Here is a 25,985-nt window from a genome sequence, read left to right as displayed (position 1 = left end):
GCATCCCGAACGCCCCGCTGGGCGGGACCGGAGCGGGGAAACTGGGTCGGCCGGGCGCCGCGCCAAGCGGGTACGGCTGACATCCGGCGTCGAACCGCCCCTACTCGGCGGCCCGCAAGGTCTGCTGTCCGTGGGCTTCCGGACCCGGCTCGGCCAGCAGCGCGTCCACCGCCTCCGGCTTGTCCCGGAAGGAGAAGCGGTGCGCCAGCCGGTCGAGGTAGACGTAGATCACCGGCGTCGTGAACAGGGTCAGGATCTGGCTCACCGCCAGCCCGCCGACCATGGCGTAGCCCAGCGGCTGCCGGATCTCGGAGCCGGTACCGGTGGCGAGCATCAACGGGATGCCGCCGAGCAGAGCCGCCATGGTGGTCATCAGGATCGGGCGGAACCGGAGCAGGGCCGCCTTGCGGATCGCCGCCTCCGGGTCGAGCCCCTCCTCGCGCTCGGCCACGATGGCGAAGTCGATCAGCATGATGCCGTTCTTCTTTACGATGCCGATCAGCAGGATGATGCCGATCAGCGCGATCAGGCTGAAATCGAACCCCGCCCACATCAGCACCGCCAGGGCGCCGACGCCGGCCGAGGGCAGGGTCGAGAGGATCGTGATCGGGTGGATGAAGCTCTCGTAGAGGATGCCGAGGATCAGGTAGACCACGAACAGCGCGGCCAGGATCAGCAGCGGCACCGTCGAGAGCGATTGCTGGAACGCCTGCGCGGTGCCCTGGAAGCCGGTGACCACCGTGGGCGGCACCGCGAGCTCCTTCATCGCCCGGCCGATCGCCTCGGTGGCCTGGCCCAGCGCGACGTTGGGGCCGAGGTTGAAGCTGATCGTCACCGCCGGGAACTGGCCCTGGTGGTTGACCGCCAGCGCCGCCACCGGGTCGGTGGTCCAGCGCGCGAAGGCCGCGAGCGGCACCTGCCCGCCGCCGATCGGGGCCTTGATGTAGATCTTGTCGAGGCTCTCGACAGAACCCTGCAGGGCCGGGAGCACTTCCAGGATCACGTGGTAGCTGTTGAGCTGCGTGAAGTACTGGGCGATCTGCCGCTGGCCGAAGGCGTCATACAGCGTGTCGTCGATGAGCTGGGGCGTGATGCCGTAGCGGGAGGCGGCGTCGCGGTCGATCGCGAGCGTCAGGGTGGTGCCGCGGTTCTGCTGGTCGGTGGCGACGTCGCGCAGCTCCGGCAGGGTCTTCATTGTGTCGAGGATGCGCGGCGCCCAGGCGTTCAGCTCGGCGAGATCCGGATCCTGCAGGGTGTATTCGAACTGCGTCCGGGAGGTCCGGCCGCCGGTGCGCACATCCTGCGTCGCCTGGATGTAGGTGCGGATCCCCTCGACCCGCTCCAGCTTCGGGCGCAGGCGGCCGATGATCTGGAACGCGTCGGCCTCGCGCTCCTCGCGGGGCTTGAGCGTGATGTACATGCGCCCGGAATTCAGCGCCTGGCCGTTGCCGCCGAGCGACATGCCCACCGTCGCCACGTCCGGATCGGCCTGGACGATGGCGCCGACCTTCTCCTGAAGAGTCTTCATCGCCGAGAACGAGATGTCCTGCCCCGCCTCGGTGACGCCGATCATGAAGCCGGTGTCCTGCTGCGGGAAGAAGCCCTTCGGGATGACGATGAACAGGTGGATCGTCAGCGCCAGCGTCGCGAAGAAGGTCAGCAGCGTGATGAAGCGGAAGCGCAGGGCGAGGTCGAGACCCTTCGCGTAGGAGGACAGCAGCCCGTCGAACACCGCCTCGCTCGCCCGGTACAGGCGGCCGCGATGGCCGGTGCCGTGGGGCTTGAGCAGGCGCGCCGCCATCATCGGCGTGAGCGTCAGCGCCACGAAGGCCGAGACCGCGATGGTCATCGACAGGACGACGGCGAATTCCCGGAACAGGCGGCCGATGATGCCGCCCATCAGCAGCAGCGGGATCAGCACGGCGATCAGCGACACCGAGATCGACACGATGGTGAAGCCGATCTCGCCGGCGCCCTTGAACGCGGCCTCCATGGGCCGCATCCCCTCCTCGACGTAGCGGCTGATATTCTCCAGCACGACGATGGCGTCGTCGACCACGAAGCCCACAGAGATGGTCAGCGCCATCAGGGACAGGTTGTCGAGGGTATAGCCGGCGAGCCACATCAGCGCGCAGGCGCCGAGCAAAGCGAGCGGCACGGTCACGCTCGGGATCACGGTCGCCCAGAAGCTGCGCAGGAACACGAAGATCACCGCGACCACCAGCACGATGGTGATCAGCAGGGTGAACTGCACGTCCTCCACGGAGGCGCGGATCGTCTGGGTGCGGTCGCTCAAGATGCCGATCTTGATGCCGGCCGGCAGGGTCGCGGTCAGGCGCGGCAGCTGCGCCTTGATGCTGTCCACCGTGTCGATGACGTTGGCGCCGGGCTGCTTGAAGATCACCAGGAACACGCCGCGCTGGCCGTTGGTCCAGCCCGCCTGCTTGGTGTCCTCCGGGCCGGCGATTGCGGTGCCGATGTCGCGCACCCGCAAGGGGGCGCCGTCGCGATAGGCGACGATCACGTCGTTCCAGTTCTGCGCCGTGGTGAGCTGGTCGTTGGCGTAGATCGTGTAGCTGTGGCTCGTCCCGTCGATGCTGCCCTTCGGGTTGTTCACCGTGGTGAGCGACAGCGGCGCGCGGATATCCTCGAGCGACAGGCCCTTGGCCACCAGCTTGGCCGGATCGACTTGAATCCGCACCGCGGGCTTCTGCTGGCCGCCGATGAACACCTGCGCGACGCCCGAGATCTGGCTGATCCGCTGGGCGAGCTGCACGTCCACCGCGTCGTCGACCTCGATCAGCGGCATGCTGTCGGAGGTGGCTGAGAGCAGCAGGATCGGCGAATCGGCCGGGTTCACCTTGCGGTAGGTCGGTGGGCTCGGCAGGTTCTTCGGAAGCTGGCCGCTCGCGGCGTTGATCGCCGCCTGGATGTCGCTGGCCGCGCCGTCGATGTTGCGGTTGAGGTCGAACTGGACCGTGACCGTCGAGATCCCCAGCGAGCTGGTCGAGGTCATTTGGGCGACGCCCGGGATCTGCGAGAATTGCCGCTCCAGGGGCTGGGCCACCGAGGAGGCCATGGTCTCCGGGCTGGCGCCGGGCAATTGCGCGGTGACCTGGATCGTCGGGAAATCCACCTGGGGCAGCGGCGCGACGCCGAGCAGCGGATAGGCCACCATCCCGAGGAACAGGATGCCGACCATGATCAGCGTGGTCGCCACCGGGAAACGGATGAAGGGCGCCGAGATGCCAGCCTTCATTGCAGCCCCTCACGCGGCATCGCGGCGGCCCCGGCGACGCGCATGTCCATCACGGTTCGGCCCTGGCCGACCGGCCCGGGGCCGCCGTCTCGGCCTGCGCCGTATGGGCGGCGTGCGGGTCGGCCACGAGGCTGCCGTCCTGGACCTTGTACTGCCCAGCGGTGATCACCCGATCGCCCGGCTTGAGATCGCCCGCCAGCACCTGCGTCCGCCCGGAATCGGAGCGCCCGGCCTTCAGGGCCCGCTGATGCGCGTGGCCGGACTCGTCGATCACGAAGGCGAACAGCCCGTCCGGCCCGTGCTGGACGGCGTCATCCGGCACCGTCGTGGCCGCCGCGACCGTGCCGACCCGCATCTTGGTCGAGACCGACAGGCCGGGCCACAAGGCGTGGTTCTGGTTCTGGAAGACCGCCTTCAGGCGGATCGTGCCGGTGGCGGTATCGACCTGGTTGTTGAACAGGGCGAGCTTGCCGTCGGCCAGCTTGGTCAGCCCGTCCGTGGTCCAGGCCGAGACCGGCACGTCGCCGGTCCGCAGGGCCGCGCCGATGGCGGGCAGCTGGTCTTCCGGCGCGGTGAACACCACGAAGATCGGCTCCACCTGCGTGATCGTCACGATCGGCGACTGTCCGGCCGCGGTGACGATGTTGCCGATATCGACCTGCCGGAAGCCGGTGACGCCGTCGATCGGCGCCCGGACGGTGGCGTAGCCGAGCTGGGTCGTGGCGTTGTCGATGGAGGCCTGGTCGGAGGCGACCTGCGCGGTCAGCTGGGCGACCAGCGCCGTCTGCGTCTCGGTCTGCTGGCGGGACGCGTAGGCGCCGAGACCGGTGTAGCGCACCAGATCCGCCTTGGCGTTGTTGAGGCTGGCGGTGTCCTGGTCCTTCTTGGCCTTCGCCTGGTCCAGGGTCGCCTGGTAGGGGCGCGGATCGATCTGGACCAGAACATCGCCCTTGCGGACGTTCTGCCCCTCGCGGAACGCGACCTGCTGGATCTCGCCGTCGACGCGGGTCCGCACCTGGACCGTGTTGTAGGCCTGGACCGTGCCGAGCCCGTTCAGCAGCAAGGCGAACGGGCCCTGATCGACGGTCCCGAGGGTCACCGGCACGGGCGCCGCCGCGGCCACCTTCGCCTTGGCCGCCGGCCGCTGGGTCGTGCGCACGTAGCCGTAGGCGCCGCCGCCCAGCAGGGCGAGGACCACGATCGTCGTCACCAACCCGCGGGACCGCCGCGGCTTCTGCTCACCCTTCATCGACCGCGGCCCCCTCCGCCGTGGAACGCGCCCGTCTCGTCCGATCGAGCCGCGTCGCGCTGGCTGTCATCCTCGCCCGGCATGCCTAACTGGCCCTTGCGCGATCAGGGCGCGAAGCGCTCCGCACGCTTCCACCCGGGCGCATCGCGGAGCCCCGTCGACGGATATTGCATTCCCTAGCATACAATCGACGCGGCAACATCAAGGCAGCGCCTCCGGTGAACGCCGCGGGCGCCCGGCAAACGGTCCCGCCGGCCACCGATCGTGCCCGTGGCAAAGGCTTCGCACATGGGCCACAAGCCGGTGTGACGGCGCGTGGCGAAGCGCGGCGAGGCGAAACCAGAACACCGGGACCCCGCATGGCCGAGACTGTGGAACTGGACGGCTTGAACGAGCTGCGAGCGGCCCTTCTCGAAGAGCGGCAGACGATCGTGGCGTCGGTGCGGAAGCTGCGCGACACGCGCCGGCAGAAGGGCACCTTCGTGCTCGGCGATGGCGCCGCCGCGGGACCGCGGCTGGTCGCGGTGCAACACCAGATCGACGTCGTCGAATCCATCATCGCCACGCTGACGAAGGTTTGAGGGCGGCCCGGCCCCCCGCGCGAATGCGCCGCCGAGCCGTTCGGACAGGTGCCACGTCTCCGTGTCCGCTATGTTTCTGCAGTTCGTGACATGGCCGTTGAGAGCGGTGACCGCTTAAGGGCAAACGATCCGCTGGCAACACCGGACAATCGCCATGTCCAACCCAGAAAATACCAATGTCGGCGGCGTAGATATGCTCGCTCGACACTCAATTTTCCGGGAATGTAAGTCGATATGACTTTGTATCATCTTTCAGACCGGCTTTTGCCGGATGAACGCACTGCGATCCGCCCCTGACAATCTCATCCCGGCGCAGGACCAGCCTACCTTGAACTAGGCGGCCAAAGCTGAGCACGGCGGCGAGCACGGCCATAGGTGTTCTGCTGCGCTCCCGTTCGACGCTTCGAGAGACGGCACCCGTGCACCGCATTGCCTTCTGCAATCGCCCCGGAGATCAGACTTCGGCGCGCGGTCAGCGCATCGCTCAGTCCGGGAACAAGCATCGGTCGGTCGCATCACGCAGCGAACATCTGATCCGGCGTGACGAAGCCGGCCGGTTGTACAGGACATGCCTGTATTTGAGGCTGGACTGCCGAACGGATGTGCTGATACCGGACCGCAGCTCAAGGCGCGGGACGGCACGACATGGACGCCTTCGATCAGACCCATACCGAAACCGACACAGCGGCCGCGTTTCCGGACAGCGCGGAGGCGGCAACGCTCTGGGCGGCCATCCAGGCCGATCTCCGGGCGCGTGACGAGCGCACGGCCCGCCTGCGGGCCATGCGCCTCATCGCCGGGGACGACGAGACGGCCTGACAGCCTGCGACGGGTTCAGGGCTTCCCGGTCAGGTCGAAGGCCGGGAGACGGGACGCGAGGGCGAATCCGACCGCCATCGCCATGGCCTCGGCCTGGGCGATCAGGCTCGGATCGCCGCTATCCCGGGCCGCCTGAAGCAACCCGACGGCGTGCTGGCCGAGCCTGCGGTCGATCGTGTCATCGACGCGGGTGCTCCGGTGCGTCTGACGTTCGTGCGGGCCGGGATTGGTCATTGGCGTGCCGCGGGTCTCGACGGAACGGGCATGGGCTTGAACGGCGCGGACGCCGTGATCCAGGATTGCGTATCCATGACATCCGCGAAGACGCGCATGACCGCGCTCACCGAGCGATGGATGTCGTCGGCCGCGATGCCTTCGAGATCGTGGCTCGCGGAGGCGTCGGACAGGAACGTCACCTCCTGGCCCCGGTGGAAGCCGTCGATTGCGGTGGCAAGGCAGGCGGCCTCGCCGGCAAAGCCCGCGATGACCAATTGCGCGCCGCCGCGCTCCATCGCGTCCGCGAAGGCGGGGCTGGCGTAGCAGGACGGCCGGTCCCGATCGAAGATCATGTCGCAGCCATGCGGCTCGAACCCCTCGATCCAGCGCGCGAAGCGCGTTCCGGGCTGGAACAGCGGCGCCCCGATCCAGCGCACATAGGCCACCGGAATGCCGCTCTCCCGGGCGTGATCCAGGGCGAGCCGGCACTTGGCGAGAGCGGGCGCAATGCCCGCGAGGGCCAGAGGCCGTCCGACGATCTCGTATTCCTGCTGCATGTCGACCAGCACCAGAACCGGGACGCTGCTCGGCCGGCGGTAGAGCGCCGGGTTCACGTGCCGGGTCATCGCGCCGCCTGTTGATCGACGGAGGGCCGGGTGACGGCGCGACCGCGCGACCGGTCCAGCGCACCGGCCTTGTGCCACCGGCCCTCGGGTCGGATGATCACATAGGGGTCGATGCCGATGCCGATCGCCTCCGGATGCGGCTCCGCCTCCATCAGCATCTCGACATAGTCGAAATCCGAGAACACGAGTTCCTGCGCGCCCTCGAACACCCGGAACCCGAACCGGCTCCAGAACCCGACGAGGCGCTTCTGCGCGTGCCCGTAGAGGCGGCGATAGCCCTTGACCCGGGCCAGCTCGATCCCGGCCCGGACCAGCGCGAAGGCCATGCGGGTGTTGCGGTACTCGGCCCGCACCGCCAGCCGCTCGATCTTGGCGAAATCCGCGAAGAAGCGGATCCGCAGGCACCCCGCCGGCTCGTCGCCGACATAGCCGATCAGGTGGGTGGCCGAGAGATCATTGCCGTCGAACTCCTCTTCGTACGGGCAGGCCTGCTCGGCCATGTACACCGCGGCCCGTAGGGCGATGACGCGGGAGAGATCCTCGAAGCTGCGCGCCACGGCGACGCTGACCCCGGTGAGCCCGGGGCGATGGCTGTCGTAGGGGGGCAGGCGTTCGGCCGCCTCGGACCGGACGAACATATGCAGACTCGGGGCGCGCAGCCCCCGCCACGCGGCACCTTTGGTGAAGCCGATCCCTTCCAGATAATCGGCCCCCTCCGGTGTCGCCGCGCGCGCATAGAGGTCGACGTCGCGGCACAGCGGCGTCGAGATCCGCTGCAGCATGAGGGCGACGGCGGCTGCGAGCCGGCGCCGGGCGTGGATCACCCACAGATAGATTCCGGCCGGGCGCTCATGCTGCCGGGCGATGAAATGGGACGCCGGATTTGTCGGGTCGAACTCGCCCGAAAGGAGGGCCGTCATCCCGGCGTCGTTCAAAGGTAGGACTGCCGTAAGGCCCTCGCCGCGCGGGTATTGCGCGTCGTAATCTCCGCGTTTGGCGATCGCGAAGACAGTATCGGGATTGATGGTCATCACCCGACGCACCACGGCGATGTCGGCCAGACCGGGCAGAACGCTCCGTGTCTCCTCCAACAGACGTTCGAGATCGGCCGGCGTCGGGGTAAACAGCACGAGATGCCGGGCGAGGCGGGCAGCCCTCAAATCGATGATGTCGTGGCGTGCCTCTGATGCGGCCGCATGAGGATGCCGCGCGTAATCGGGCGGCGAAACGTGGACGGTCATCGCGTCGGCTTTCGCGGGTGATTGGTAACGAGCACCGGCTTCGCATGGTGAACTTCCCGCGTCTGTGCAAAAATTGAAGTATGGGAGGTCCACGGATGGAACACGACGCCGTTGTGGCTGCCGGCATGCCCGATTGGCAGGATCTGCGGCTGTTCCTGGAGCTCGAGCGGCGGGGCAGCTTTCGCGCCGCTGCCGCGACGGTCGGCCTGTCGATCAACACGCTTCGTCGCCGCATCGATGACCTCGAGGCTCAACTCGGCGTGACGCTGCTGACCCGCCACACCGACGGTATCCGCCTGACTGCGGAAGGCGAGAAGATCCTGTCGGCGACACGAACGATGGAGAGTGCGGCCTACTCGGTCCTGCGCGCGCGGGACGCGGCTTCGGCGACACCGGACGGCGAGGTGCGCATCGCGGTCACCGAAGGTCTTGGGACATTCTGGCTGGCCCCGCGGCTCGTCGAGTTCCAGCGCTCGAATCCGCGCCTCGTCGTGGATTTACGCTGCACCATGGACCCGGCGGATGTCGCCCGCCTGGAAGCTGATGTGGCGGTCCAGCTCGTGCGGCCGGTCAATCCGGATCTCAAGCTGGTGAAGCTTGGGCGTCTGCATGTGATGGCCTTCGCAGCACGCAGCTATCTCGACATCTACGGGATGCCTGGCGGCGTCGAGGACGCGATCCGTCATCGGCTGGTCCTCCAAGTCTCCAGTCAGACGGTCAGCATGGCCGAATATGCCCGCCACACGCCCGGGCTCCCGCAATCCGGCTATGTGACGCTCAAGACCAACGTCAGCAGCGCCCATTACTGGGCGGTGGCCAACGGCGCCGGTATCGGCTGGCTCCCGACCTACGCGAGCGCGATCGGCGCCCGCGTCGTCCCGATCGACGGCCTCGTCCAGGTCGGGCTCGACATCTGGCTGACTTATCACCCCGATGCCGAGCGGATCGAGCGAGTCCGGCGGTCGATCGACTGGATCCGCGCCAGCTTCGATCCCGGACGATATCCTTGGTTCCGGGACGACTTCATCCATCCCCGCGACCTTCCAGCCAAGCTGAAGGGCTCGACCGTGCCGGAGATGTTCGCGGGGTTCGCCGGAATGGAACGGTAGAGGGCACTACGGATCCGTCTTGACCCCGCGCCGAGCATGATCCTTGCTCCCGTCGCCGCGACGACGAGGTATCCCGTGCTGCTGACGCCCCGCGAGAAGGACAAGCTGCTGATCGCCATGGCGGCGCAGGTGGCGCGCAACCGGCTGGCGCGCGGGGTCAAGCTCAACCATCCCGAGGCGATCGCGCTGATCACCGATTTCGTGGTCGAGGGGGCCCGCGACGGGCGCAGCGTCGCCGAGCTGATGCAGGCGGGAGCCAACGTGCTCACGGCCGACCAGGTGATACCCGGCATCGCCGAGATGATCCCCGACATCCAGGTGGAGGCGACGTTCCCGGACGGGACCAAGCTCGTGACCGTGCATCACCCGATCCGGGGAGCGGCATCCGCGGACGTGCCCGGCACGGTCACCACCGTGCCCGGCGAGATCGTGTTCAATGCCGGTGCGGACCGGACGGTGATCGAGGTCGCCAATACGGGCGATCGGCCGATCCAGGTCGGCTCCCATTACCACTTCTTCGAGGTGAATCCGGGTCTCGTCTTCGAGCGCGAGAAGGCGCGCGGCCGGCGCCTCGACATCGCGCCCGGCACGGCGGTGCGGTTCGAGCCGGGCTCGACCCGGGAGGTCGTGCTCGTGCCGCTCTCGGGCGGGCGCACGGTGTACGGGTTCCGGGGCGACGTGATGGGCAAGCTTTGACCCCGTTTCGCAGCGACGCGCCCCGTTGGTTCAGGCTTGCGGACGCTTCGGACACCTCCTTACTCATAAGCGATGTAGTAAGGAGGCGGACATGAAAGCGGCGGAAGCCAAGATCACGTCGAAGGGTCAGGTGACGGTGCCGGCCGCGCTTCGCAAAGCCCTCGGCGTGAAGACAGGCGACAAGCTGGTCTTCACGCAGGATGCGGAGGGGCGCTTTCTCGTCGAGGCGCGGACCGACGCGCTGGCCGCATTGCGCGGCATCGTCGGCCGCCAGGATTGCGATCCGATCGAACCGGTCGACGGGGCGCGCATTTCGGATTGGATCGCAACGAGCCGCAGTGCCCGCTGGAATCGCACGGACGACGCGCCCGAGGATGACGAGGCGTGATCGGGCTGGACACGAACGTCCTGCTGCGCTGGCTCGTGGATGAAACGGTTTGGCCGGACGACACGCCGGAGCAGACTGTGCTCGCCACGGAGGCCCTGAGCCGGCGCGACGCCCAATTCTTCGTCAACGCGGTGGTGCTCGCGGAAACCGTCTGGATTCTGGCGCGGCCCTTGCGCCAGAAGAAGCCCGCCCTTGTCTCGGTGATCCGTCGCTTGCTCAACGAATCGAATGTCTTTGTCGATCATCGCGAAGCGGCCGAGGTAGCCTTGTCGGCCTGGGCCGGCGGCCGCGGTGACTTCGCCGATCACTTGATTCGCGCCATCAACCGTTCGGCCGGCTGCAAGACCACGCTGACCTTCGACCGGAAAGCCGAACCCGCGGACGCTTTTACCCAATTGCGCCGGGAGCCCTGACCGTCATGGCCAACTTGCCCAAGCCCGCCGCCCTTCCTCGCGCCGCCTATGCCGACATGTTCGGCCCGACCACCGGCGACCGGATCCGCCTCGCGGATACGTGCCTCGAGATCACGGTCGAGCGCGACTTCACCACCTATGGCGAGGAGGTGAAGTTCGGCGGCGGCAAGGTCATCCGCGACGGGATGGGCCAGAGCCAGGTCACCAACGCGGCCGGCGCCGTCGACACGGTGATCACCAACGCGGTGGTGCTCGACCATTGGGGCATCGTGAAATGCGATGTCGGCATCGTGCGCGGGCGGATCTTCAGGCTCGGCAAGGCCGGCAATCCCGACGTGCAGCCCGGTGTCGACATCGTGGTCGGCCCCGGCACCGAGGTGATCGCCGGCGAGGGCAAGATCCTCACGGCCGGCGGGTTCGACAGCCACATCCACTTCATCTGCCCGCAGCAGATCGAGGAGGCCCTGTGCTCGGGCGTCACCACGATGCTGGGCGGCGGCACCGGGCCGGCGCACGGCACCTTCGCCACCACCTGCACCCCCGGCCCCTGGCACATCGCCCGGATGATCGAGGCGGCCGACAGCTTCCCGATGAACCTGGCATTCGCCGGCAAGGGCAACGCCTCGCGGCCGGAGAGCCTCATCGAGATGGTCCGGGCCGGAGCCTGCGCGCTCAAGCTTCACGAGGATTGGGGCACGACGCCGGCGGCGATCGACACCTGCCTGTCGGTGGCAGATGCCCACGACATCCAAGTCATGATCCACACCGACACGCTCAACGAGTCGGGCTTCGTCGAGGACACGATCGCGGCCTTCAAGGGCCGAACGATCCACGCCTTCCACACCGAGGGGGCCGGCGGCGGCCACGCGCCGGACATCATCAAGGTCGCCGGGCTGCCCAACGTCCTGCCGTCCTCCACGAACCCGACGCGGCCCTACACGAAGAACACGATCGACGAGCATCTCGACATGCTCATGGTCTGCCACCACCTCGACCCGTCGATCCCCGAGGATCTCGCCTTCGCGGAGAGCCGGATCCGGCGCGAGACCATCGCAGCCGAGGACATCCTGCACGATATCGGCGCGCTCTCGATGATGTCGTCGGACAGCCAGGCCATGGGCCGGGTCGGCGAGGTCGTGATCCGCACCTGGCAGACCGCCGACAAGATGAAGCGCCAGCGCGGCGCGCTCGCGGGCGACACCTCCGGCACCGATAACCTGCGCGCCCGGCGCTACGTCGCCAAGTACACGATCAACCCGGCCATCGCGCACGGCGTCTCACGGCATATCGGCTCGGTGGAGCCCGGCAAGCTCGCCGACCTCGTGCTCTGGACCCCGGCCTTCTTCGGCGTGAAGCCCGATCTCGTGCTGAAGGGCGGCAGCATCGCGGCCGCCCCGATGGGCGACCCCAACGCCTCCATCCCGACGCCGCAGCCGGTCCATTACCGCCCGATGTTCGGCGCCTACGGGCGCGTGCCCTACGCCACGGCCGTGACCTTCGTGTCCCGGGCGGCGGTGGAGGACGGGTTGCGGGAGCGGCTCGGGGTGCAGAAGCAGCTGGTGGCGGTGGAGAATGTCCGCGGCGGCATCTCGAAGAAGGACATGGTTCTGAACGACGCCACCCCGGTGATCGAGGTCGATCCCGAGACCTACGACGTCCGGGCCGACGGCGAACTCCTGGTCTGCGAACCCGCCGAGGTGCTGCCGATGGCGCAGCGCTATTTCCTGTTCTGAGCTATCCTGGCGCGGACGGACAGGAGGCCGGGCATGGCGAAGGCCGCGTTGAAACCACCCCCGAAGGACGATCTCTACGAGACCGATTTCTTCCTCTGGACCCAGGCTCAGGCCGATCTGCTGCGCGCCCGCCGTTTCGACGAGCTCGACCTGGACCATCTGATCGACGAGGTTGCGAGCGTGGGCGCCAGCGACAAGCGCGAGATCCGCAACCGCCTGACCGTTCTGATCACCCACCTGCTCAAGTGGAAGTATCAGCCCGGGTTCCGATCGAGCAGCTGGAAAGGAACGATCGCCGAGCAGCGCGCCGGCCTCGCAGAGCTTCTGGACGCCAGCCCGAGCCTGCGCCGCTATCTCAGCGACGTCTTCGCAATGTGTTACCTGTCCGGCCGCCGCAAAGCCTCGGAGCAGACGGGGATCGATTTCACCCTCTTCCCCGAACACCCTCCGTTCACGCTGGAAAACGCGCTGTCCGATGGCTTCCTGCCGAAGGAGCCCGATCTCATTGACCAATCCTGACGTCATGATCCGCGCCACCCGCATCCTGCGCCGCGAGCGCCTGTCCGGCGGCGAGATCGTCGACCGGGTCGTGCTGGAGTCCGGCGAGCGCCATCGCCGCCGCATCGCCCTGCGCGGCGCCGGGGGCTTGGGCTTCCTGCTGGATCTGCCGGAGGCGGCCGTGCTGGACGACGGCGACGCCCTGGTTCTGGAGGATGGCCGGCTGATCTGGGTCGAGGCGGCGCCCGAGCGGCTGCTGGAGATTCGCGCCGTGAGCGACCACGCCCTCAAACGGCTGATCTGGCATATCGGCAACCGGCACATCCCGGCCGAGATCGGCGCGGAGGCGGTCTGGATCGCGGACGACCATGTGCTCGCCGACATGGTCCGGGGGCTGGGCGGCACCGCGGAGCCGGTGGAGCGCCCGTTCCGGCCGGAGGGCGGGGCCTATTCCGGCGGTCACGGTCATGATCACCCGCATGGCGGGCACCATCACCACCACGCCGATGGGTGAGAGCCTTGAGGCGTTGCGGCTGATGGCATGGCTGTCGCCGGGCTATCCGGTGGGCGCCTATGCCTATTCGCACGGATTGGAATGGGCGGCCGAAACCGGGGACGTTCGCGACGAGGCGAGCCTCGCCGCCTGGCTCGCCGATGTCTGCGCCCATGGCGCCCTGCGCAACGACCTGATCCTGGCCGCCCACGCGCAGCGAGCAGTGTCGTCCGCCGAACCGGCGCGGATCATCGCGATCAACGATCTCGCCCTGGCCCTGGCGCCGTCGCGCGAACTGCATCTCGAGACCAGTCAGCAGGGGCGCAGCTTCCTCGACGCGACGCTCGGCGCCTGGCCCTGCGACGCCCTGACGGCATTGGCCGCTCAGCTGTCAGGACCGGTCGCGTATCCCGTGGCGGTCGGTGCGGCCGCGGGCGCGCACGGGATGGCATTGTCGCCCCTGCTCGCCGCCTACGGCCTCGCCTTCGTCCAGAACCTCGTCTCGGCGGCGTTGCGGGCGGCGCCCGTGGGACAGGCCGCCGGCACGCGGGTGATCGCCGCCCTGATCCCCCGGCTGACGCGGCTGGCCGAGGCGGCCGGCGCGGCCGATCTCGACGCGATCGGCTCGGCCACCTTCCGCCTCGATCTCGGCTCGTTCCGACACGAGACGCAATATTCCCGCATCTTCCGATCCTGAGGCTGAAGCATGACCTCCTCGAACGGCCCGCTCCGCGTCGGCATCGGCGGCCCCGTCGGCTCCGGCAAGACGGCCCTCATGGAGCAGCTCTGCAAGCGCTTCCGTGACCGCTACGAGATCTGCGCGATCACCAACGACATCTACACGAAGGAGGACGCCCGGATCCTGACGGTGGCCGGTGCCCTGCCGGAGGAGCGCATCCTCGGCGTCGAGACCGGCGGCTGCCCGCACACGGCGATCCGCGAGGATGCCTCGATCAACCTCACCGCAGTGGCCGAGATGAGCCGGCGCTTCCCGAAGCTCGACCTCGTGCTGATCGAATCCGGCGGGGACAATCTCGCGGCGACCTTCTCGCCGGAACTCGCCGATATCACGCTCTACGTCATCGACGTGGCCGGCGGCGAGAAGATCCCCCGCAAGGGCGGCCCCGGTATCACGCGGTCGGACCTGCTGATCGTCAACAAGACCGATCTGGCACCCTTGGTCGGCGCCGACCTCTCGGTCATGGAGGCCGATACGCAGCGGATGCGCGGCACGCGGCCCTACGTGTTCGCGTCCCTCCGGGGCGGCGACGGCGCCGATGCCGTCGCCCGCTTCATCGAGGAAGCCGGGGGCCTGGGCCGCTGACTCCCACCGTCCGCTCCTCGATCAGAACGGCCTCAGCGCCCGGCTTCGGCGGAGCGCGACCGCGGGGACGCTTTCGGCGATAGGCCCATCAGCGCATCGAGGCGGCTCATCCGGGCGTCGAAATCTCGCAGCACCGATTCGCGTGCCTTGATGGCGGGGTTGGGTTGCGGTTTGGCGTGGATTCGGGCCGAGCGGGCCTCCGCCGCAGATGCGCTGAGGAAAGCGGCCAGGGATAGCAATGTCAGAGCACGAATCATGACGAGACTCCCTCACGACGTCGCTGCGCTGGGCAGCGGGTTCCTCACGAGGGTATGATCACCGGGAGCGTGACTGCGTGCGCGAGCGCACGTCGCGTGTGCGGGATCACGACGCCGGCCGGATGAACGGCGCTCAGGCGCGGGAACGCCGGGCCGTGAGCCACGAGGCCAGCAGCACGAAGATGCTGACCAGCACCACGAGCAGCGTCGAGGCGGCGTTGATCTCCGGATTCACCCCGAGCCGAACCTGGCCGTAGAGCCGCATCGGCAGGGTGGTCGAGCCCGGCCCCGAGACGAAGCTCGCGATGACGAGGTCGTCCAACGACAGGGTGAAGGCCAGGAGCGCCCCGGCCAGCACGGCGGGCGCCAGCAGCGGCAGCGTGATCGTCAGGAAGACCCGCATCGGCCCCGCGCCGAGATCGGCGGCCGCCTCTTCGAGGCCGCGGTCGAGCCCGCGCAAACGCGCCGCCACGACCACGGCGACGAAGCCGGTGCAGAAGGTCGCGTGCGCGATCACGAGGGTGCCGATGCCCCGATCGACGCCGATGCCGATGAACATCAGCAGGAGCGACAGGCCGATCATCACCTCGGGCATCACCATCGGCCCGAAGATCAGACCGGTGAACAGTGATCGTCCGCGGAAACGTCCGTGGCGCTCCAGGGCGAGCGCCGCGAGCGTGCCGAGAATCGTGGCGATCGTGCTCGCGAGCAGCGCCACCTGCAGGGAGACCCAGGCCGCCGCCATCAACGGCGCGTCGGCCAGGAGCGCGCCGTACCATCTGGTGGAGAAGCCGCCCCAGACGGTGACGAGTGCCGAGGCGTTGAACGAGTAGGCGATCAGCACCAGGATCGGCGCGTAGAGGAAGCCGAGCCCGAGCATCAGGGCGGCACGGGTCACCCAGGTCACGGGCTGCCCTCCTCGCCGGCACGCAGGCTGTCGCGGAACAGCACCACCGGGCCGATGATGAGGGCGAGGATCAGCACCGCCACCGCGGAAGCGAGCGGCCAGTCGCGGTTCGAGAAGAACTCGCTCCACAGCACGCGGCCAAGCATCAGGGTCTCGGAGCCGCCGAGCAGATCCGGGATCACGAACTCGCCGACCATCGGGATGAAGCAGAGGCCGGCGCCGGCCGCGATGCCGGGCAGGCTGAGCGGCAGGGTGACGGTCCAGAACACCCGGGTCGGCGAGGCGCCGAGATCCGCCGCGGCCTCGCGCAGCGCCGGGTCGAGACGGTTCATCACCGCGTAGAGCGGCAGGACCATGAAGGGCAGGTAGGCGTAGACCAGCCCGACGATCACCGCCGCGTCGGTGTTCAGGAGGATCAGCGGCTTCGCGATCACGCCCGACCGGAGCAGGACGAGGTTCAGCAGGCCCTCCGGCTTGAGGATCGCGATCCAGGCGTAGACCCGGATCAGGAAGCTCGTCCAGAACGGGACGACCACGAGGGCGACGAGGAGCGGCTGCCAGCGGGCCGGGGCCCGGGCCAGCGCGTAGGCGAGTGGCGTACCGAGGGCCACCAGGATCAGGCTGGCGGCCGCCGCGTAGGCGAGCGAGCCGAGAGCCGCGTCGCGGTAGAGCGCGTCGGAGGCCAATGTCGCGTAGTTGTCGAAGTTCAGCGCCTCGAGAAAGGCCGACCAGCCCTCGAGGCCGCCCTGCCAATCGAGCACCGGCAGGTAGGGCGGGATTGCGGTCGCCGGCTCCGACAGGCTGATCTTCAGGGTGATCGCGAAGGGCAGCAGGAAGAAGGCCGCCAGCCAGAGCAGCGGCGGCAGGCGCACGAGCCGGTCGAACAGGCGCCCCGGCGCCCCTGCCCTCATGGCCGCAGCCTTTCGAAGCCGGCCGTGCCGCGATCCGTGCGTGCCGGCCGCGTCATGCCGGCAGGATCACGGCGTCGGCGGGGGCGAAGCCGAGGCGGATGTCCGAGCCCGCGGGATCCTGCGCGTCACCCGGTCGTCCGCTCGACCGCAGCACGGTGCCGTCGGGCAGGCGCAGGGTCCGACGCAAACGGTCCCCGAGGAACACGGTATCGGCGATCGTGACCGGAAGGCCTTCGGTGCCGAGGACGATGTCGTCCGGGCGCACCGCGACGACGACCGCGGTGCCCTCCGGCAGCCCCGTCGCGGAACCGCGGACGATCCCGTGCGCGGTCTGCACCGCGCGGGTGTCGCCGGCCTCGGCCGAACCGAGGCGGCCGGCAATGAGGTTCACGTCGCCGAGGAGGCCCGCCACGAACCGGCTGGCCGGGCGGCGGTACAGGTCGGCGGGCGTCCCGACCTGCGCGAGGCGGCCGCCCTCCATCACGCCGATGCGGTCGGCCAGCATCATCGCCTCCTCGGGGTCGTGGGTCACGACCACGAAGGCGGTACCGAGGCGGCGCTGGACGGCGCGCAACTCGGCCTGGGTCTCCTCGCGCAGGCCGCGGTCGAGGGCGCCGAGGGGCTCGTCCAGCAGGAGCAGCTTCGGCTCGCGGGCGAGCGCCCGGGCGAGCGCCACCCGCTGGCGCTGCCCGCCCGAAAGCGTGTCGGGCCGACGATCCCCGAAGCCGTCGAGCTGGACGAGGCGGAGAAGCTCGGTCACCCGAACGGATGCGGCGGCCTGGCCCAGACCCTTCAGGCCGTAGCCGACATTCCCGGCCACGCTCATATGCGGAAACAGGGCGTAGGACTGGAACATCATGTTCACCGGCCGCCGATGGGGCGGCAGGGTGGTGAGGTCCTGCTCACCGAGGCGGACATGGCCCGAGCTCGGCGCCTCGAAGCCGGCGATCATGCGCAGCAGCGTGCTCTTCCCGCAGCCGGACGGCCCGAGCAAGCAGAAGAACTCCCCAGGCTTCAGCGCGAGCGTCACCGCATCGACGGCGACATGGGTGCCAAAGCGTTTGGTGAGGTTGTCCAGGCGCAGCGCGGGTGCGTCCGGCAAGACGTCAGGAATCCTCGCGCAGCGCCTCGGCCACGCGGGCCTCGAGCAGGTCGGGCCGGCGCAGGACCAGGGCCCCACGGGTGCGGTCGACCAGCCCCTCAGCCGCCATGGCGGTGAATTCGCGGGTGACCTGCTCGCGGCGGCAGCCGATCCGGGCGGCCAGGACGTGGTGATAGGGCGGCGGCGACACGACCCGCTCGCCGGACGTGCCCGACCGCGGCACCGAGAGGCGCAGCAATTCGGCGTAGAGCCGATGCTTCAGGTCGAGCAGCGCGTGCTCCATCAGCCGGGTGTTGAGTTCGCGCACGCGCTTGGCGAGCAGCCGGAACAGCCGGTCGGCGATCGCCTCGGAGGCGAACACCATCTGCCGGAACACCGCGGCCGGGACCACGCAGACCTCGCCGCGGGTCAGGGCCGTGACGTTGGCCGAACGGCCGATCCCGTCGATGGCGGCGAGCTCGCCGAAGAACGCCCCGCCGCGCATCTCGCCGAGGATCACCTCCTTGCCGGACTGGGTCCGGTTGAGGATGCGCACTTCGCCCGACGCGATGAAGTAGACGTCCGTGGAGATGTCGTCGAAGTCGACCAGCACCTCGTTCTCGTCGAAGCGGCGCCAATGGCAGCGGGTCTCGAACGGACCGAGCTCAATGCCCGGATCCTTGAAGAAGGGTATCGTCCCCAACCGCGCCATCGATCCTGTCCCTTCGGCCCCGGCCTCCGTCCCTGCCCTGACGGGGGCCGACCAGCAACTCTGGGGACGGGAGTCACCCGCATCTCGGAGCAGCGCACCGATCCGGCCGCGCTCGATCGATGAGGCGGATTTGATCGTGACGGTCACGCGCGGGCCGGTCAAGCCGCGCTTGGCTGAACAGGAGTTTATTAGCGTGGATCGGTGAAGAGGGATAATTTCCCGCGCTGCGGCGCCCGACGATTCCCGATGCACCAAGATTTCACCATCGCAGGTTTGAACTTCGGCACGGTCACGCCGATCGGCCGGTGCCAGGCGACATTGGCCGATGCGTTCGAGCGCTCGGGCCACAGCCTGCACTCGGGCCGCTATGCCACCGTTCGGGTCTGCCCGGCGCCGGCCGGCCACGGCATCGTCTTCCGCCGCCGCCTGAAGACTGGGCAAACGATCGACGTGCCGGCCCTCTGGCCCTATCGGGTCTCGCAACCGCTCTCCGCCGCGATCCAGCGCGAGGGGGCGCTGGTCCGCACGATCGAGCACCTGATGGCGTCCCTGCACGCGCTGAAGGTCGACAACGTGCTGGCCGAGATCGACGCCGACGAGCTGCCGATCTTCGACGGCAGCGCGATCCCCTGGTGCGACGCGATCCGAGGGGTTGGCCGCGTCGAGCAACCCGCCCCCTGTCGGGTGCTGCGGATGCGCCGCATGGTGGCGGTCGAGGACGGGCGGCGCCGGCTCCAGATCGAGCCGGGCACGGGCCTGCACGTCACCGGGCATGTCTCGCTCGCCCATTTCGGCTCGCTCGACTGGTCCGGCGCGATCACGCCCGAGAGCTTCGCGCGGGAGATCGCGCCCTCGCGCAGCTTCGGCCGGTATGTCCGGGCCATGGCCGGTCGCGCCTACGGCTGCGCCACGGGACGCGACTTCCTGCAGGGGGTCTCGCCGCGCTCGGCGGCGCTCCTCTGGCGCGGGCGCGTGCTCGGCGGGATGCGCGTTCCGGAAGAGCCGGTCCGTCACCGGATCCTCGACCTGGTCGGCGACCTGCTGCTGGCGGGGTATCCGGTCGAAGGCCGCGTGTCCGCCTTCCACACCGGGCACGAGCTGAATCACGCGCTGGTCGGGGCGCTGATGCGCGAGCGCAGCGCCTGGGAGCTGGTCTGACGGCGCCGGTTCAGGCCGGGACGCGAGGGTTCGGCTGCTCGCACGCGACGGCGACCTGCCGGAACGCGCGGACGAGATCGGCATCGAGCTTGGGGCCCATCTTCTCGAGGATCGCGTAGGCCTCGCGGATCGGCTTCGGCGCCTTGTAGGGGCGGGCCTCGATCAGCGCCGCGAAGATATCGCAGATCGTGATCAGCCGGACGAGGTCCGGGATCTCGGCGCCCCGCAGACCGTCCGGATAGCCGGACCCGTCGAGATATTCGTGGTGCGAGCGCACGACCGCGAGGGTTCCGGCCTCGTAGCCGCCGTCGAGCAGCATGGCGTGGCCGATCGCCGGATGTCGGTCCATCTCCACGCGCTCCGCGGGGGTGAGCGGTGCCGGCTTGTTCAGGATCGCGAGCGGGATCCGCGCCTTGCCGATGTCGTGCAGGAGCGCGCCCTTGGTGAGGTGATGGGCGTCGGCGTCGTTGAGGCCGAGGCTCCGGGCGAAGGCCGCGGCCAAGCCGGCGACCGCCAAACAATGCCGATGCGTCACGTCGTCGAAGCCCGCAACGACGTTCAGCCAGTCGCGGACCTTCGATTCGCGGATCGCCCGGTTGACGATGGTGGTGCCGGCATCGACGATCTCGGGCGGGGGCGCCGCGTCGGCACGAAAGATCGCCGCGAAGGCGGACCGGGCCTCGTCGGCGCAGCGCCGCAGGTCGACGGATTCGTCGGGTTCGCGGAGCGGCGTGCTCAACGCGGCGATCGCCTTGGCGAGCATCGCGGTCGCCGTCGCCGCCGGCATCACGCGCGTGGCCCCGAGGGCGGTCGCCTGGATCTCGCCGCGGCCCAGATTGCCGTGGATCAGCGCGAGGAACGGCGTCGCGCTCTTGCGCGTGACGGCCAGCGTCCGGCGCAGACGGAGCATGGCGTCGGAGGTCAGCGCGCCGACGTCGCTGATCACCAGTTCGACGTCCCCAGGCGGCTCGGCATCGCCGTAGAGATCGTGGAGGACGAGGCTCGGACCGCCCCCGAGATTGCGCACCAGGCGCTCGCCGCGGCTCAGATCGTCGGTCAGGATCACGGTCCGACCCAAAACGCCTCTCCCATCACACGTCCTCCGAGGGACGTACCAACCGGCGAACCAGCCTTGGCTGCGATGCCCGGCACCTGCGAACGTCGAATTTTCCGGAGCCCGTCATCGCGCGGCACGACCAGTGTCCGCCGCACAGGCGTCAGAGACAAGCCGAACAATCGACCCGGAGTGATGCGATTCCGTTAAAGCGACTGTCGGTGCATCGGCATTTTAGCGCGGTAATAAAGACACCGGCCCTGGGCCGATTGCCGAACGGGTGCCGGGATGACGGGCCCGACACGGCGCTTGCCTCCCCGCGCCTGGACCGCCAGAACGCCGCCATGCTGCGCGTCCATGACCTCACCTACCGCATCGGCGATCGCCTGATCCTCGATTCCGCGAATTTCTCGATTCCCGAGGGTGCGCGGGTGGGCCTCGTCGGGCGCAACGGGGCCGGCAAGACCACGTTGTTCAAGGCGATCCTCGGCGACCTGCCGGTCGACGCGAAATCCGTTTCCCTGCCCAAGGGCATGCGGATCGGCGCGGTCGCCCAGGAAGCGCCGGCCGGCCCGGAAACCCTGCATGCCGTGGTCCTCGCGGCCGATACCGAGCGGTCCCGGCTGATGGCGGAGGCCGAGCATGCCGACGGCCTGCGGCGCGCCGAAATCGAGACCCGGCTCGTCGATATCGGCGCGCATTCGGCGCCGGCGCGCGCCGCCGCGATCCTGCACGGTCTGGGCTTCGACGCGGCCGCGCAGGCCCGGCCCTGCTCGGACTTCTCCGGCGGCTGGCGGATGCGCGTGGCACTCGCCGCCGTGCTGTTCTCCGAGCCCGACCTGCTGCTCCTCGACGAGCCGACCAACTACCTCGACATCGAGGGGACGCTCTGGCTCTACGACTATCTCGAGCGCTACCCGCGCACCGCGATCATCATCAGCCACGACCGCGACCTGCTCGACACCAGCGTCGACCACATCCTGCATCTCGACCGCGGCAAGCTCACGATCTACCGCGGCGGCTATACCAGCTTCGCCAAGCAGCTCTCCGAGAAGCGCATGCTGCTCGCCAAGGCCAAGGTGAAGCAGGATGTCGAGCGGGCGCATCTCCAGAGCTTCATCGACCGGTTCAAGGCGAAGGCGACCAAGGCCCGTCAGGCCCAGTCGCGCGTGAAGCGACTGGCCAAGATGGAGCCGATCGCGGCGCTGATCGAGGACGACGTGCCGGTGATCCACCTGCCGAGCCCGGAAAAGCCGCTGTCGCCGCCGATCGTCTCGATGGAGCGGGTCAAGGCCGGCTACGGCGACCGGGTCGTGCTGACCGGGCTCGACCTCAGCTTGGCGCCCGACGACCGGGTGGCGCTGCTCGGCGCGAACGGCAACGGCAAGTCGACCTTCTGCAAGCTGATCGGCGGCCGCCTCGGTCCGATCGCCGGCGAGGTCCGGCGGTCCTCCAAGATGGAGGTGGCGTATTTCGCCCAGCACCAGCTCGACGAATTGCGGCCCGCCGAGAGCGCCTACGCGCATGTCCGCACCCTGATGCCGGACGTGCCCGAGGCGAAGGTGCGCTCCGCCACCGCCCGGCTCGGGTTCGGCGCCAACAAGGCCGACACGCCGGTGGAGAAGCTCTCGGGTGGTGAGAAGGCGCGGCTGCTCATGGGTCTTGCGGCCTTCCACGGCCCGCACCTGCTGATCCTCGACGAACCGACCAACCACCTCGACATCGAGAGCCGCCAGGCCCTGGTGGAGGCGATCAACGATTACGAGGGCGCCGTCATCCTGGTGAGCCACGACCGCTTCCTGGTCGAGGCCTGCGCGGACCGGCTCTGGCTGGTGGCCGACGGCACCGTGAAGACCTTCGACGGCGACATGGACGATTACCGACGGTTCGTCCTGTCCGGCCCCGAGCGCGAGGACGAACGGGACGCCGAACCCGTGGGCGGCCAGAAAGCCGAGGCGCGCCGCGCCGGGGTCGAACGCCGGGCGGCCCTCGCACCGCTGCGCAAGCGCCTGGAGGCGATCGAGGCGCGGATGGCCAAGCTCACCGCGGCGATCCAGAAGATTGACGCGGCGTTGGAAGACGGCACGGCCTTCCGGGAGAACGCCGCCAAAGCCGGCGAGATCGCCAAGATGCGTGCGGACGCCGCCAGCGCGCTGGCCGCCGCCGAGGAGGAATGGCTGAATGTGAGCGCCGAGATCGAGGCGGCTTAACCTGGAGGCGCGCTTCGCGGGCGCGCGCCGGCACGTCCGCTCCCGCACTGATCTCAGAACCGTCAGGGCCAAGGCCGCGCCGTGCATCCGGGAACAGGCGCCCGCGTGCATGGCAAAGATCCGCGATCTCAAGCGCGGCGAAGCAGGTCGCGGGCGCCCATGGCGGTTGGCGCCGGGTAACCCGGCCAGTAACCGCTCACGGATCAAGCTCCGCAGGCCATCGCCTCATCCCACCGACGCCGCTCGCACCAGGACCGACCCGCGCCGACAGCGGGTCTTACCGCGGCGCGAACCACTGATCCGTTATCTTGGGCCAAACCGAAACGATTTTCTTGTTGTCGACGTTGATCCAGTGAATGTCCACACTCGGATGCGCGGACTTGAAGTCCTGATAATGCGTGTTGTTGCACATTAGATAGAAGCTGATCGCGCTCATCAGGCGGCTGTCGGCATGGGCGATGCTGTAGAGATACGCATCCCACTTCGCCGCCTCTTCGACGCGGCGGATCGCCTTGGTCTCGAGAGCTGCGGCGTTCGGGTCCGACGGACCCGCCGCATTCGCCCCACCGCCCTGCCCCTGCGAACTCGCAGCGACCGCCTCGTCCGCACTGACAACCGCGCCTGAATCGCCGGCGAGCGCGGGCGGCAGAGGAGCTGGGCCGCTCCCGACCTGCGCGGGTTCCCCCCAGTGCGGGAACGGCGCCATCATCTCCGGGGCGGGCGCACTCGTCTGGATGAGGGACAGGACGGCATCCGCCGTCTGCGTCGAGAGGGCGTGGGTCGACCGGGGATCTAGCGCAGCGGGCGCGGGGAGCGCACTGGCCATCACCGCAGCGACCCGCTCCGGCGTATCAACCTGTTGCGCCGTAACTACAGCCACAGGGGACGGCGCTACAGGACTCACAGCGAACATCTTACGCACTCCGCTCGATTGGCTCCACGCCATTCCACATCAGTTCGAACCTCGACGAATTCCACCCGTCCATCTGGTCTTCGTCCGATGCCGCTTCCGGCAATCATCGCTACGACATTCCGAATCCACAGACTGACGGCGTGGCGTTATCTTCCTCCCGGCCTTCGAGCACGACTCATTCAGAGCTTTGGATAAGCTTGCCACGCTGCCAGCCACATCGGCTGGCAGCGCTCCAGTTCGACATCTGAAATACTGCGCACACGTCAACACATGGAGCCAAAGCGGCGAACATGCATCGGTATTTGCAATGCAGCAGACTTACAAAGCCGATTTTATCAATTTTGAAAATTTAGCGCCCACGCAACGTGAGCCGCCTCTTCCGAAGGCTATCATGGCCGAGAAGAGCTTGAACCCGGTGCTTCATACATCGGGCCTCCGAATAAGGACATTATGGCATTGATCTGTCAACACGCCCGGCGGCCAGGCAGACCATACGAAAACTTACTGACATGCGACGCCGATATTCTTCCGGCGGGCCAGAAGGAACGCTGACAGCGCTTCATCATTGGGCAGATCGGACGATATTGATCACATCGGGCAATTGGCTCGGCGTCTCCACTGTGTCGTAAACTGCCGCGATGCCACAAGAATTTCACACTGCGGCGGGTCGCCGGCCCCGTGGGAGCGGCGAATCGCGATCGGACGGAGCTTTTTCGGGGGTTGACGCCGACGCAGCGGCGGGCCCGCCAGCGAATCGCCGACGGCCTCACGCGCGCGCCGGCGCTGCGGCCTGGGCGCGGCCCCGCCCGAGGCCGATAACCAGAAGGCAGCCCAACCCCGAGAGGATCACGAGCGGCAGCAGGCCCAGCGGGTAGCTACCGGTCGCGTCCTTGATCACACCGAGCAGGTAGGTGCCGACGAATCCGCCGATGTTGCCGATGGCGTTGATCTGCGCGATCCCGGCTGCCGCCGCGCCGGCCGAGAGCCATTCGGTCGAGAGCGCCCAGAACGGGCCCTTCACGGTGTAGGTCGCGGTGACGGCGAGGCACAGGATCAGGATCGTAGGCAGCAGCTGCGCGGTGGCGATCGAGGCCGCAAGGCTCAGCGCCAGCAGGCCGAGGGGCAGCGCCGTGTGCCAGACCCGCTCGCGCTTCCGGTCCGAGGAGCGGCCCCAGAGGATCATCAGCACCGAGGCGATCCCGAACGGGACCGAGTTCAGCAACCCGGTCTCCAGGTTCGTCAGCCCGAAGGATTTGATGATCTGCGGCTGCCAGAGCGACAGGCACTGGCTGGCGCCCGAGGCACCTGCATAGATGAGCGAGGCGGCCAGCACGTAGCGGTTGCGCATCACCTGCCAGACCGAGAGGTGCCGGGCCGGCGCCGCCTGGCCGTCGACCACCGAGGCGCGCTCGGCGGACAGCCGATCCTGAAGCCAGGCGCGCTGCTGCGGGGCGAGCCAGCGTGCCTGAGCAGGCCCATCGGGCAGGATCGCGAACGCGATGACACCGAGCAGCACGGCCGGGAGCGCTTCGAGGATGAACAGCCACTGCCAGCCGCGGAAGCCGAGCATCCCGTCTGTGTTGAGGATCGCGGCCGAGATCGGCGAGCCGAGGAAGCTCGATATCGGGATCGCCACCATGAACACGGCCACGATCCGCCCCCGATAGGCGCGGGGGAACCAGTAGGTCAGATAGAGGATCACGCCGGGAAAGAAGCCCGCCTCGGCGGCGCCGAGCAGCAGGCGCACCGCGTAGAACGAGACGGGCCCGACCACGAAGGCCATGGCGGCCGAGACAAGGCCCCAGGTGATCATGATCCGGGCGATCCAGATCCGGGCGCCGAACCGCTGCATGGCGAGGTTGCTGGGCACCTCGCACAGCACGTAGGACACGTAGAACAGGCCGCCGCCCAGCCCGAACTGCGCTGCCGACAGGCCGATATCGTGGTTCATCTGCAACGCGGCGAAGCCGGCATTCACCCGGTCCACGAACGCGATGAAGTAAGCCAGCATCAGGAACGGCAGGATCCGCCAGGTGACCCTGCGCAACGTCGCCCGCTCGATCTCCGGCACCGCATCCGGCACGTTCGTGGGGGCCATCGTAATCCTCCGGGCTCGATCGATTCCGGCATGGAGGAG

At 68.6% G+C, this 25,985-nt stretch carries 26 protein-coding genes; 13 read left to right on the top strand and 13 right to left on the bottom strand.

The features are described from left to right. Positions 1-100: 100 nt before the first annotated feature. Both WYO_RS10735 and WYO_RS10730 read right to left on the bottom strand, forming a co-directional pair. Positions 101-3,259, bottom strand: a complete 3,159-nt coding sequence (locus tag WYO_RS10735; protein ID WP_007562179.1) for an efflux RND transporter permease subunit — start codon at positions 3,257-3,259, stop codon at positions 101-103. 49 nt (positions 3,260-3,308) lie between these two features. Further along, positions 3,309-4,508 carry an efflux RND transporter periplasmic adaptor subunit gene (locus WYO_RS10730; protein ID WP_007562176.1) on the bottom strand — a complete coding sequence of 400 codons (1,200 nt, stop codon included), beginning with the start codon at positions 4,506-4,508 and terminating at the stop codon, positions 3,309-3,311. Positions 4,509-4,867: 359 nt separating this feature from the next. Between WYO_RS10730 and WYO_RS10725 the strand changes: the two genes are divergently transcribed. Both WYO_RS10725 and WYO_RS31520 read left to right on the top strand, forming a co-directional pair. After that, positions 4,868-5,089 carry a hypothetical protein gene (locus WYO_RS10725; protein ID WP_007562173.1) on the top strand — a complete coding sequence of 74 codons (222 nt, stop codon included), beginning with the start codon at positions 4,868-4,870 and terminating at the stop codon, positions 5,087-5,089. 645 nt (positions 5,090-5,734) lie between these two features. Then, positions 5,735-5,908 (top strand): hypothetical protein, encoded by a 174-nt coding sequence (locus WYO_RS31520; protein ID WP_007562171.1) that lies wholly within the window; start codon positions 5,735-5,737, stop codon positions 5,906-5,908. A 15-nt stretch (positions 5,909-5,923) separates the two neighbouring features. Here the strand turns inward: WYO_RS31520 and WYO_RS10720 are convergent, their stop codons facing one another. The 3 genes from WYO_RS10720 to WYO_RS32465 are packed head-to-tail and all read right to left on the bottom strand — an operon-like array spanning position 5,924 to position 7,991. Next, a complete protein-coding gene (locus WYO_RS10720) occupies positions 5,924-6,142 on the bottom strand; it encodes a hypothetical protein (protein ID WP_007562169.1) in 219 nt (72 codons plus the stop codon). Further along, positions 6,139-6,750 carry a cysteine hydrolase gene (locus WYO_RS28985; protein ID WP_007562167.1) on the bottom strand — a complete coding sequence of 204 codons (612 nt, stop codon included), beginning with the start codon at positions 6,748-6,750 and terminating at the stop codon, positions 6,139-6,141. The genes WYO_RS10720 and WYO_RS28985 overlap by 4 nt, the downstream gene beginning before the upstream one ends. Further along, positions 6,747-7,991 (bottom strand): GNAT family N-acetyltransferase, encoded by a 1,245-nt coding sequence (locus tag WYO_RS32465; protein WP_007562165.1) that lies wholly within the window; start codon positions 7,989-7,991, stop codon positions 6,747-6,749. The genes WYO_RS28985 and WYO_RS32465 overlap by 4 nt, the downstream gene beginning before the upstream one ends. Before the next feature lie 95 nt (positions 7,992-8,086). Here WYO_RS32465 and WYO_RS10705 point away from each other — a divergent pair, with 95 nt between their 5' ends. From WYO_RS10705 to ureG, 9 genes are all read left to right on the top strand, one after another. Further along, positions 8,087-9,100 carry a LysR family transcriptional regulator gene (locus tag WYO_RS10705; RefSeq protein WP_007562163.1) on the top strand — a complete coding sequence of 338 codons (1,014 nt, stop codon included), beginning with the start codon at positions 8,087-8,089 and terminating at the stop codon, positions 9,098-9,100. Positions 9,101-9,175: 75 nt separating this feature from the next. Then, positions 9,176-9,796 (top strand): urease subunit gamma, encoded by a 621-nt coding sequence (locus WYO_RS10700; protein ID WP_007562160.1) that lies wholly within the window; start codon positions 9,176-9,178, stop codon positions 9,794-9,796. Between the two features lie 91 nt (positions 9,797-9,887). After that, a complete protein-coding gene (locus WYO_RS29325; RefSeq protein ID WP_007562158.1) occupies positions 9,888-10,184 on the top strand; it encodes an AbrB/MazE/SpoVT family DNA-binding domain-containing protein in 297 nt (98 codons plus the stop codon). Continuing rightward, complete coding sequence (locus WYO_RS10690; protein ID WP_007562156.1) at positions 10,181-10,597, top strand: type II toxin-antitoxin system VapC family toxin; 417 nt, start codon at positions 10,181-10,183, stop codon at positions 10,595-10,597. The genes WYO_RS29325 and WYO_RS10690 overlap by 4 nt, the downstream gene beginning before the upstream one ends. A 5-nt stretch (positions 10,598-10,602) precedes the next feature. After that, positions 10,603-12,330 carry an urease subunit alpha gene (ureC, locus tag WYO_RS10685; protein WP_007562153.1) on the top strand — a complete coding sequence of 576 codons (1,728 nt, stop codon included), beginning with the start codon at positions 10,603-10,605 and terminating at the stop codon, positions 12,328-12,330. Positions 12,331-12,363: 33 nt separating this feature from the next. After that, on the top strand, positions 12,364-12,849 hold the full coding sequence (locus tag WYO_RS10680) for a DUF29 domain-containing protein (protein WP_007562152.1): 486 nt from the start codon (positions 12,364-12,366) through the stop codon (positions 12,847-12,849). A gap of 4 nt (positions 12,850-12,853) precedes the next feature. After that, positions 12,854-13,342 (top strand): urease accessory protein UreE, encoded by a 489-nt coding sequence (locus tag WYO_RS10675; RefSeq protein WP_039902697.1) that lies wholly within the window; start codon positions 12,854-12,856, stop codon positions 13,340-13,342. After that, positions 13,308-14,018, top strand: coding sequence for an urease accessory UreF family protein (locus tag WYO_RS10670; protein WP_039902696.1), 711 nt, complete (start codon positions 13,308-13,310; stop codon positions 14,016-14,018). Before WYO_RS10675 ends, WYO_RS10670 begins: the two co-directional genes overlap by 35 nt. Before the next feature lie 9 nt (positions 14,019-14,027). Next, complete coding sequence (gene ureG, locus WYO_RS10665) at positions 14,028-14,645, top strand: urease accessory protein UreG (protein WP_007562146.1); 618 nt, start codon at positions 14,028-14,030, stop codon at positions 14,643-14,645. Positions 14,646-14,677: 32 nt separating this feature from the next. Here the strand turns inward: ureG and WYO_RS29850 are convergent, their stop codons facing one another. The 5 genes from WYO_RS29850 to WYO_RS10645 form a co-directional block, all read right to left on the bottom strand. Beyond that, a complete protein-coding gene (locus WYO_RS29850; RefSeq protein WP_007562145.1) occupies positions 14,678-14,902 on the bottom strand; it encodes a hypothetical protein in 225 nt (74 codons plus the stop codon). Positions 14,903-15,035: 133 nt separating this feature from the next. After that, positions 15,036-15,809, bottom strand: a complete 774-nt coding sequence (locus WYO_RS10660) for an ABC transporter permease subunit (protein WP_007562143.1) — start codon at positions 15,807-15,809, stop codon at positions 15,036-15,038. After that, positions 15,806-16,720 (bottom strand): ABC transporter permease subunit, encoded by a 915-nt coding sequence (locus WYO_RS10655; RefSeq protein WP_007562142.1) that lies wholly within the window; start codon positions 16,718-16,720, stop codon positions 15,806-15,808. The genes WYO_RS10660 and WYO_RS10655 overlap by 4 nt, the downstream gene beginning before the upstream one ends. A 52-nt stretch (positions 16,721-16,772) precedes the next feature. Next, positions 16,773-17,822, bottom strand: coding sequence for an ABC transporter ATP-binding protein (locus WYO_RS10650; RefSeq protein WP_007562141.1), 1,050 nt, complete (start codon positions 17,820-17,822; stop codon positions 16,773-16,775). 4 nt (positions 17,823-17,826) lie between these two features. After that, a complete protein-coding gene (locus tag WYO_RS10645; protein WP_007562140.1) occupies positions 17,827-18,513 on the bottom strand; it encodes a Crp/Fnr family transcriptional regulator in 687 nt (228 codons plus the stop codon). A gap of 246 nt (positions 18,514-18,759) precedes the next feature. Here WYO_RS10645 and WYO_RS10640 point away from each other — a divergent pair, with 246 nt between their 5' ends. Beyond that, the gene (locus WYO_RS10640) at positions 18,760-19,671 is read left to right on the top strand and encodes a UDP-3-O-acyl-N-acetylglucosamine deacetylase (RefSeq protein WP_007562138.1); all 912 of its coding nucleotides are present in this window, start codon (positions 18,760-18,762) and stop codon (positions 19,669-19,671) included. A gap of 10 nt (positions 19,672-19,681) precedes the next feature. On the opposite strand, the gene WYO_RS10635 is transcribed toward WYO_RS10640, so the two are convergent. After that, positions 19,682-20,749 carry an HD domain-containing phosphohydrolase gene (locus tag WYO_RS10635; protein WP_007562136.1) on the bottom strand — a complete coding sequence of 356 codons (1,068 nt, stop codon included), beginning with the start codon at positions 20,747-20,749 and terminating at the stop codon, positions 19,682-19,684. A 320-nt stretch (positions 20,750-21,069) separates the two neighbouring features. On the opposite strand from WYO_RS10635, the gene WYO_RS10630 reads away from it, so the two are divergent. Further along, positions 21,070-22,935, top strand: a complete 1,866-nt coding sequence (locus WYO_RS10630) for an ABC-F family ATP-binding cassette domain-containing protein (protein ID WP_007562135.1) — start codon at positions 21,070-21,072, stop codon at positions 22,933-22,935. A gap of 277 nt (positions 22,936-23,212) precedes the next feature. On the opposite strand, the gene WYO_RS10625 is transcribed toward WYO_RS10630, so the two are convergent. Together WYO_RS10625 and WYO_RS10620 are read right to left on the bottom strand one after the other, a co-directional pair. Then, complete coding sequence (locus WYO_RS10625) at positions 23,213-23,761, bottom strand: hypothetical protein (RefSeq protein ID WP_039902693.1); 549 nt, start codon at positions 23,759-23,761, stop codon at positions 23,213-23,215. Positions 23,762-24,614: 853 nt separating this feature from the next. After that, positions 24,615-25,946: an MFS transporter gene (locus WYO_RS10620; RefSeq protein ID WP_007562131.1), complete on the bottom strand. Its 1,332-nt coding sequence runs from the start codon at positions 25,944-25,946 to the stop codon at positions 24,615-24,617. Positions 25,947-25,985 lie beyond the last annotated feature (39 nt).

Origin of the sequence: Methylobacterium sp. GXF4 (assembly GCF_000272495.1) — a bacterium.
GTDB classification, from domain to species: Bacteria; Pseudomonadota; Alphaproteobacteria; order Rhizobiales; family Beijerinckiaceae; genus Methylobacterium; species Methylobacterium brachiatum.
Note: the sequence above shows the minus strand (reverse complement) of the source record. Positions and strands in the feature narration are given on the sequence as shown.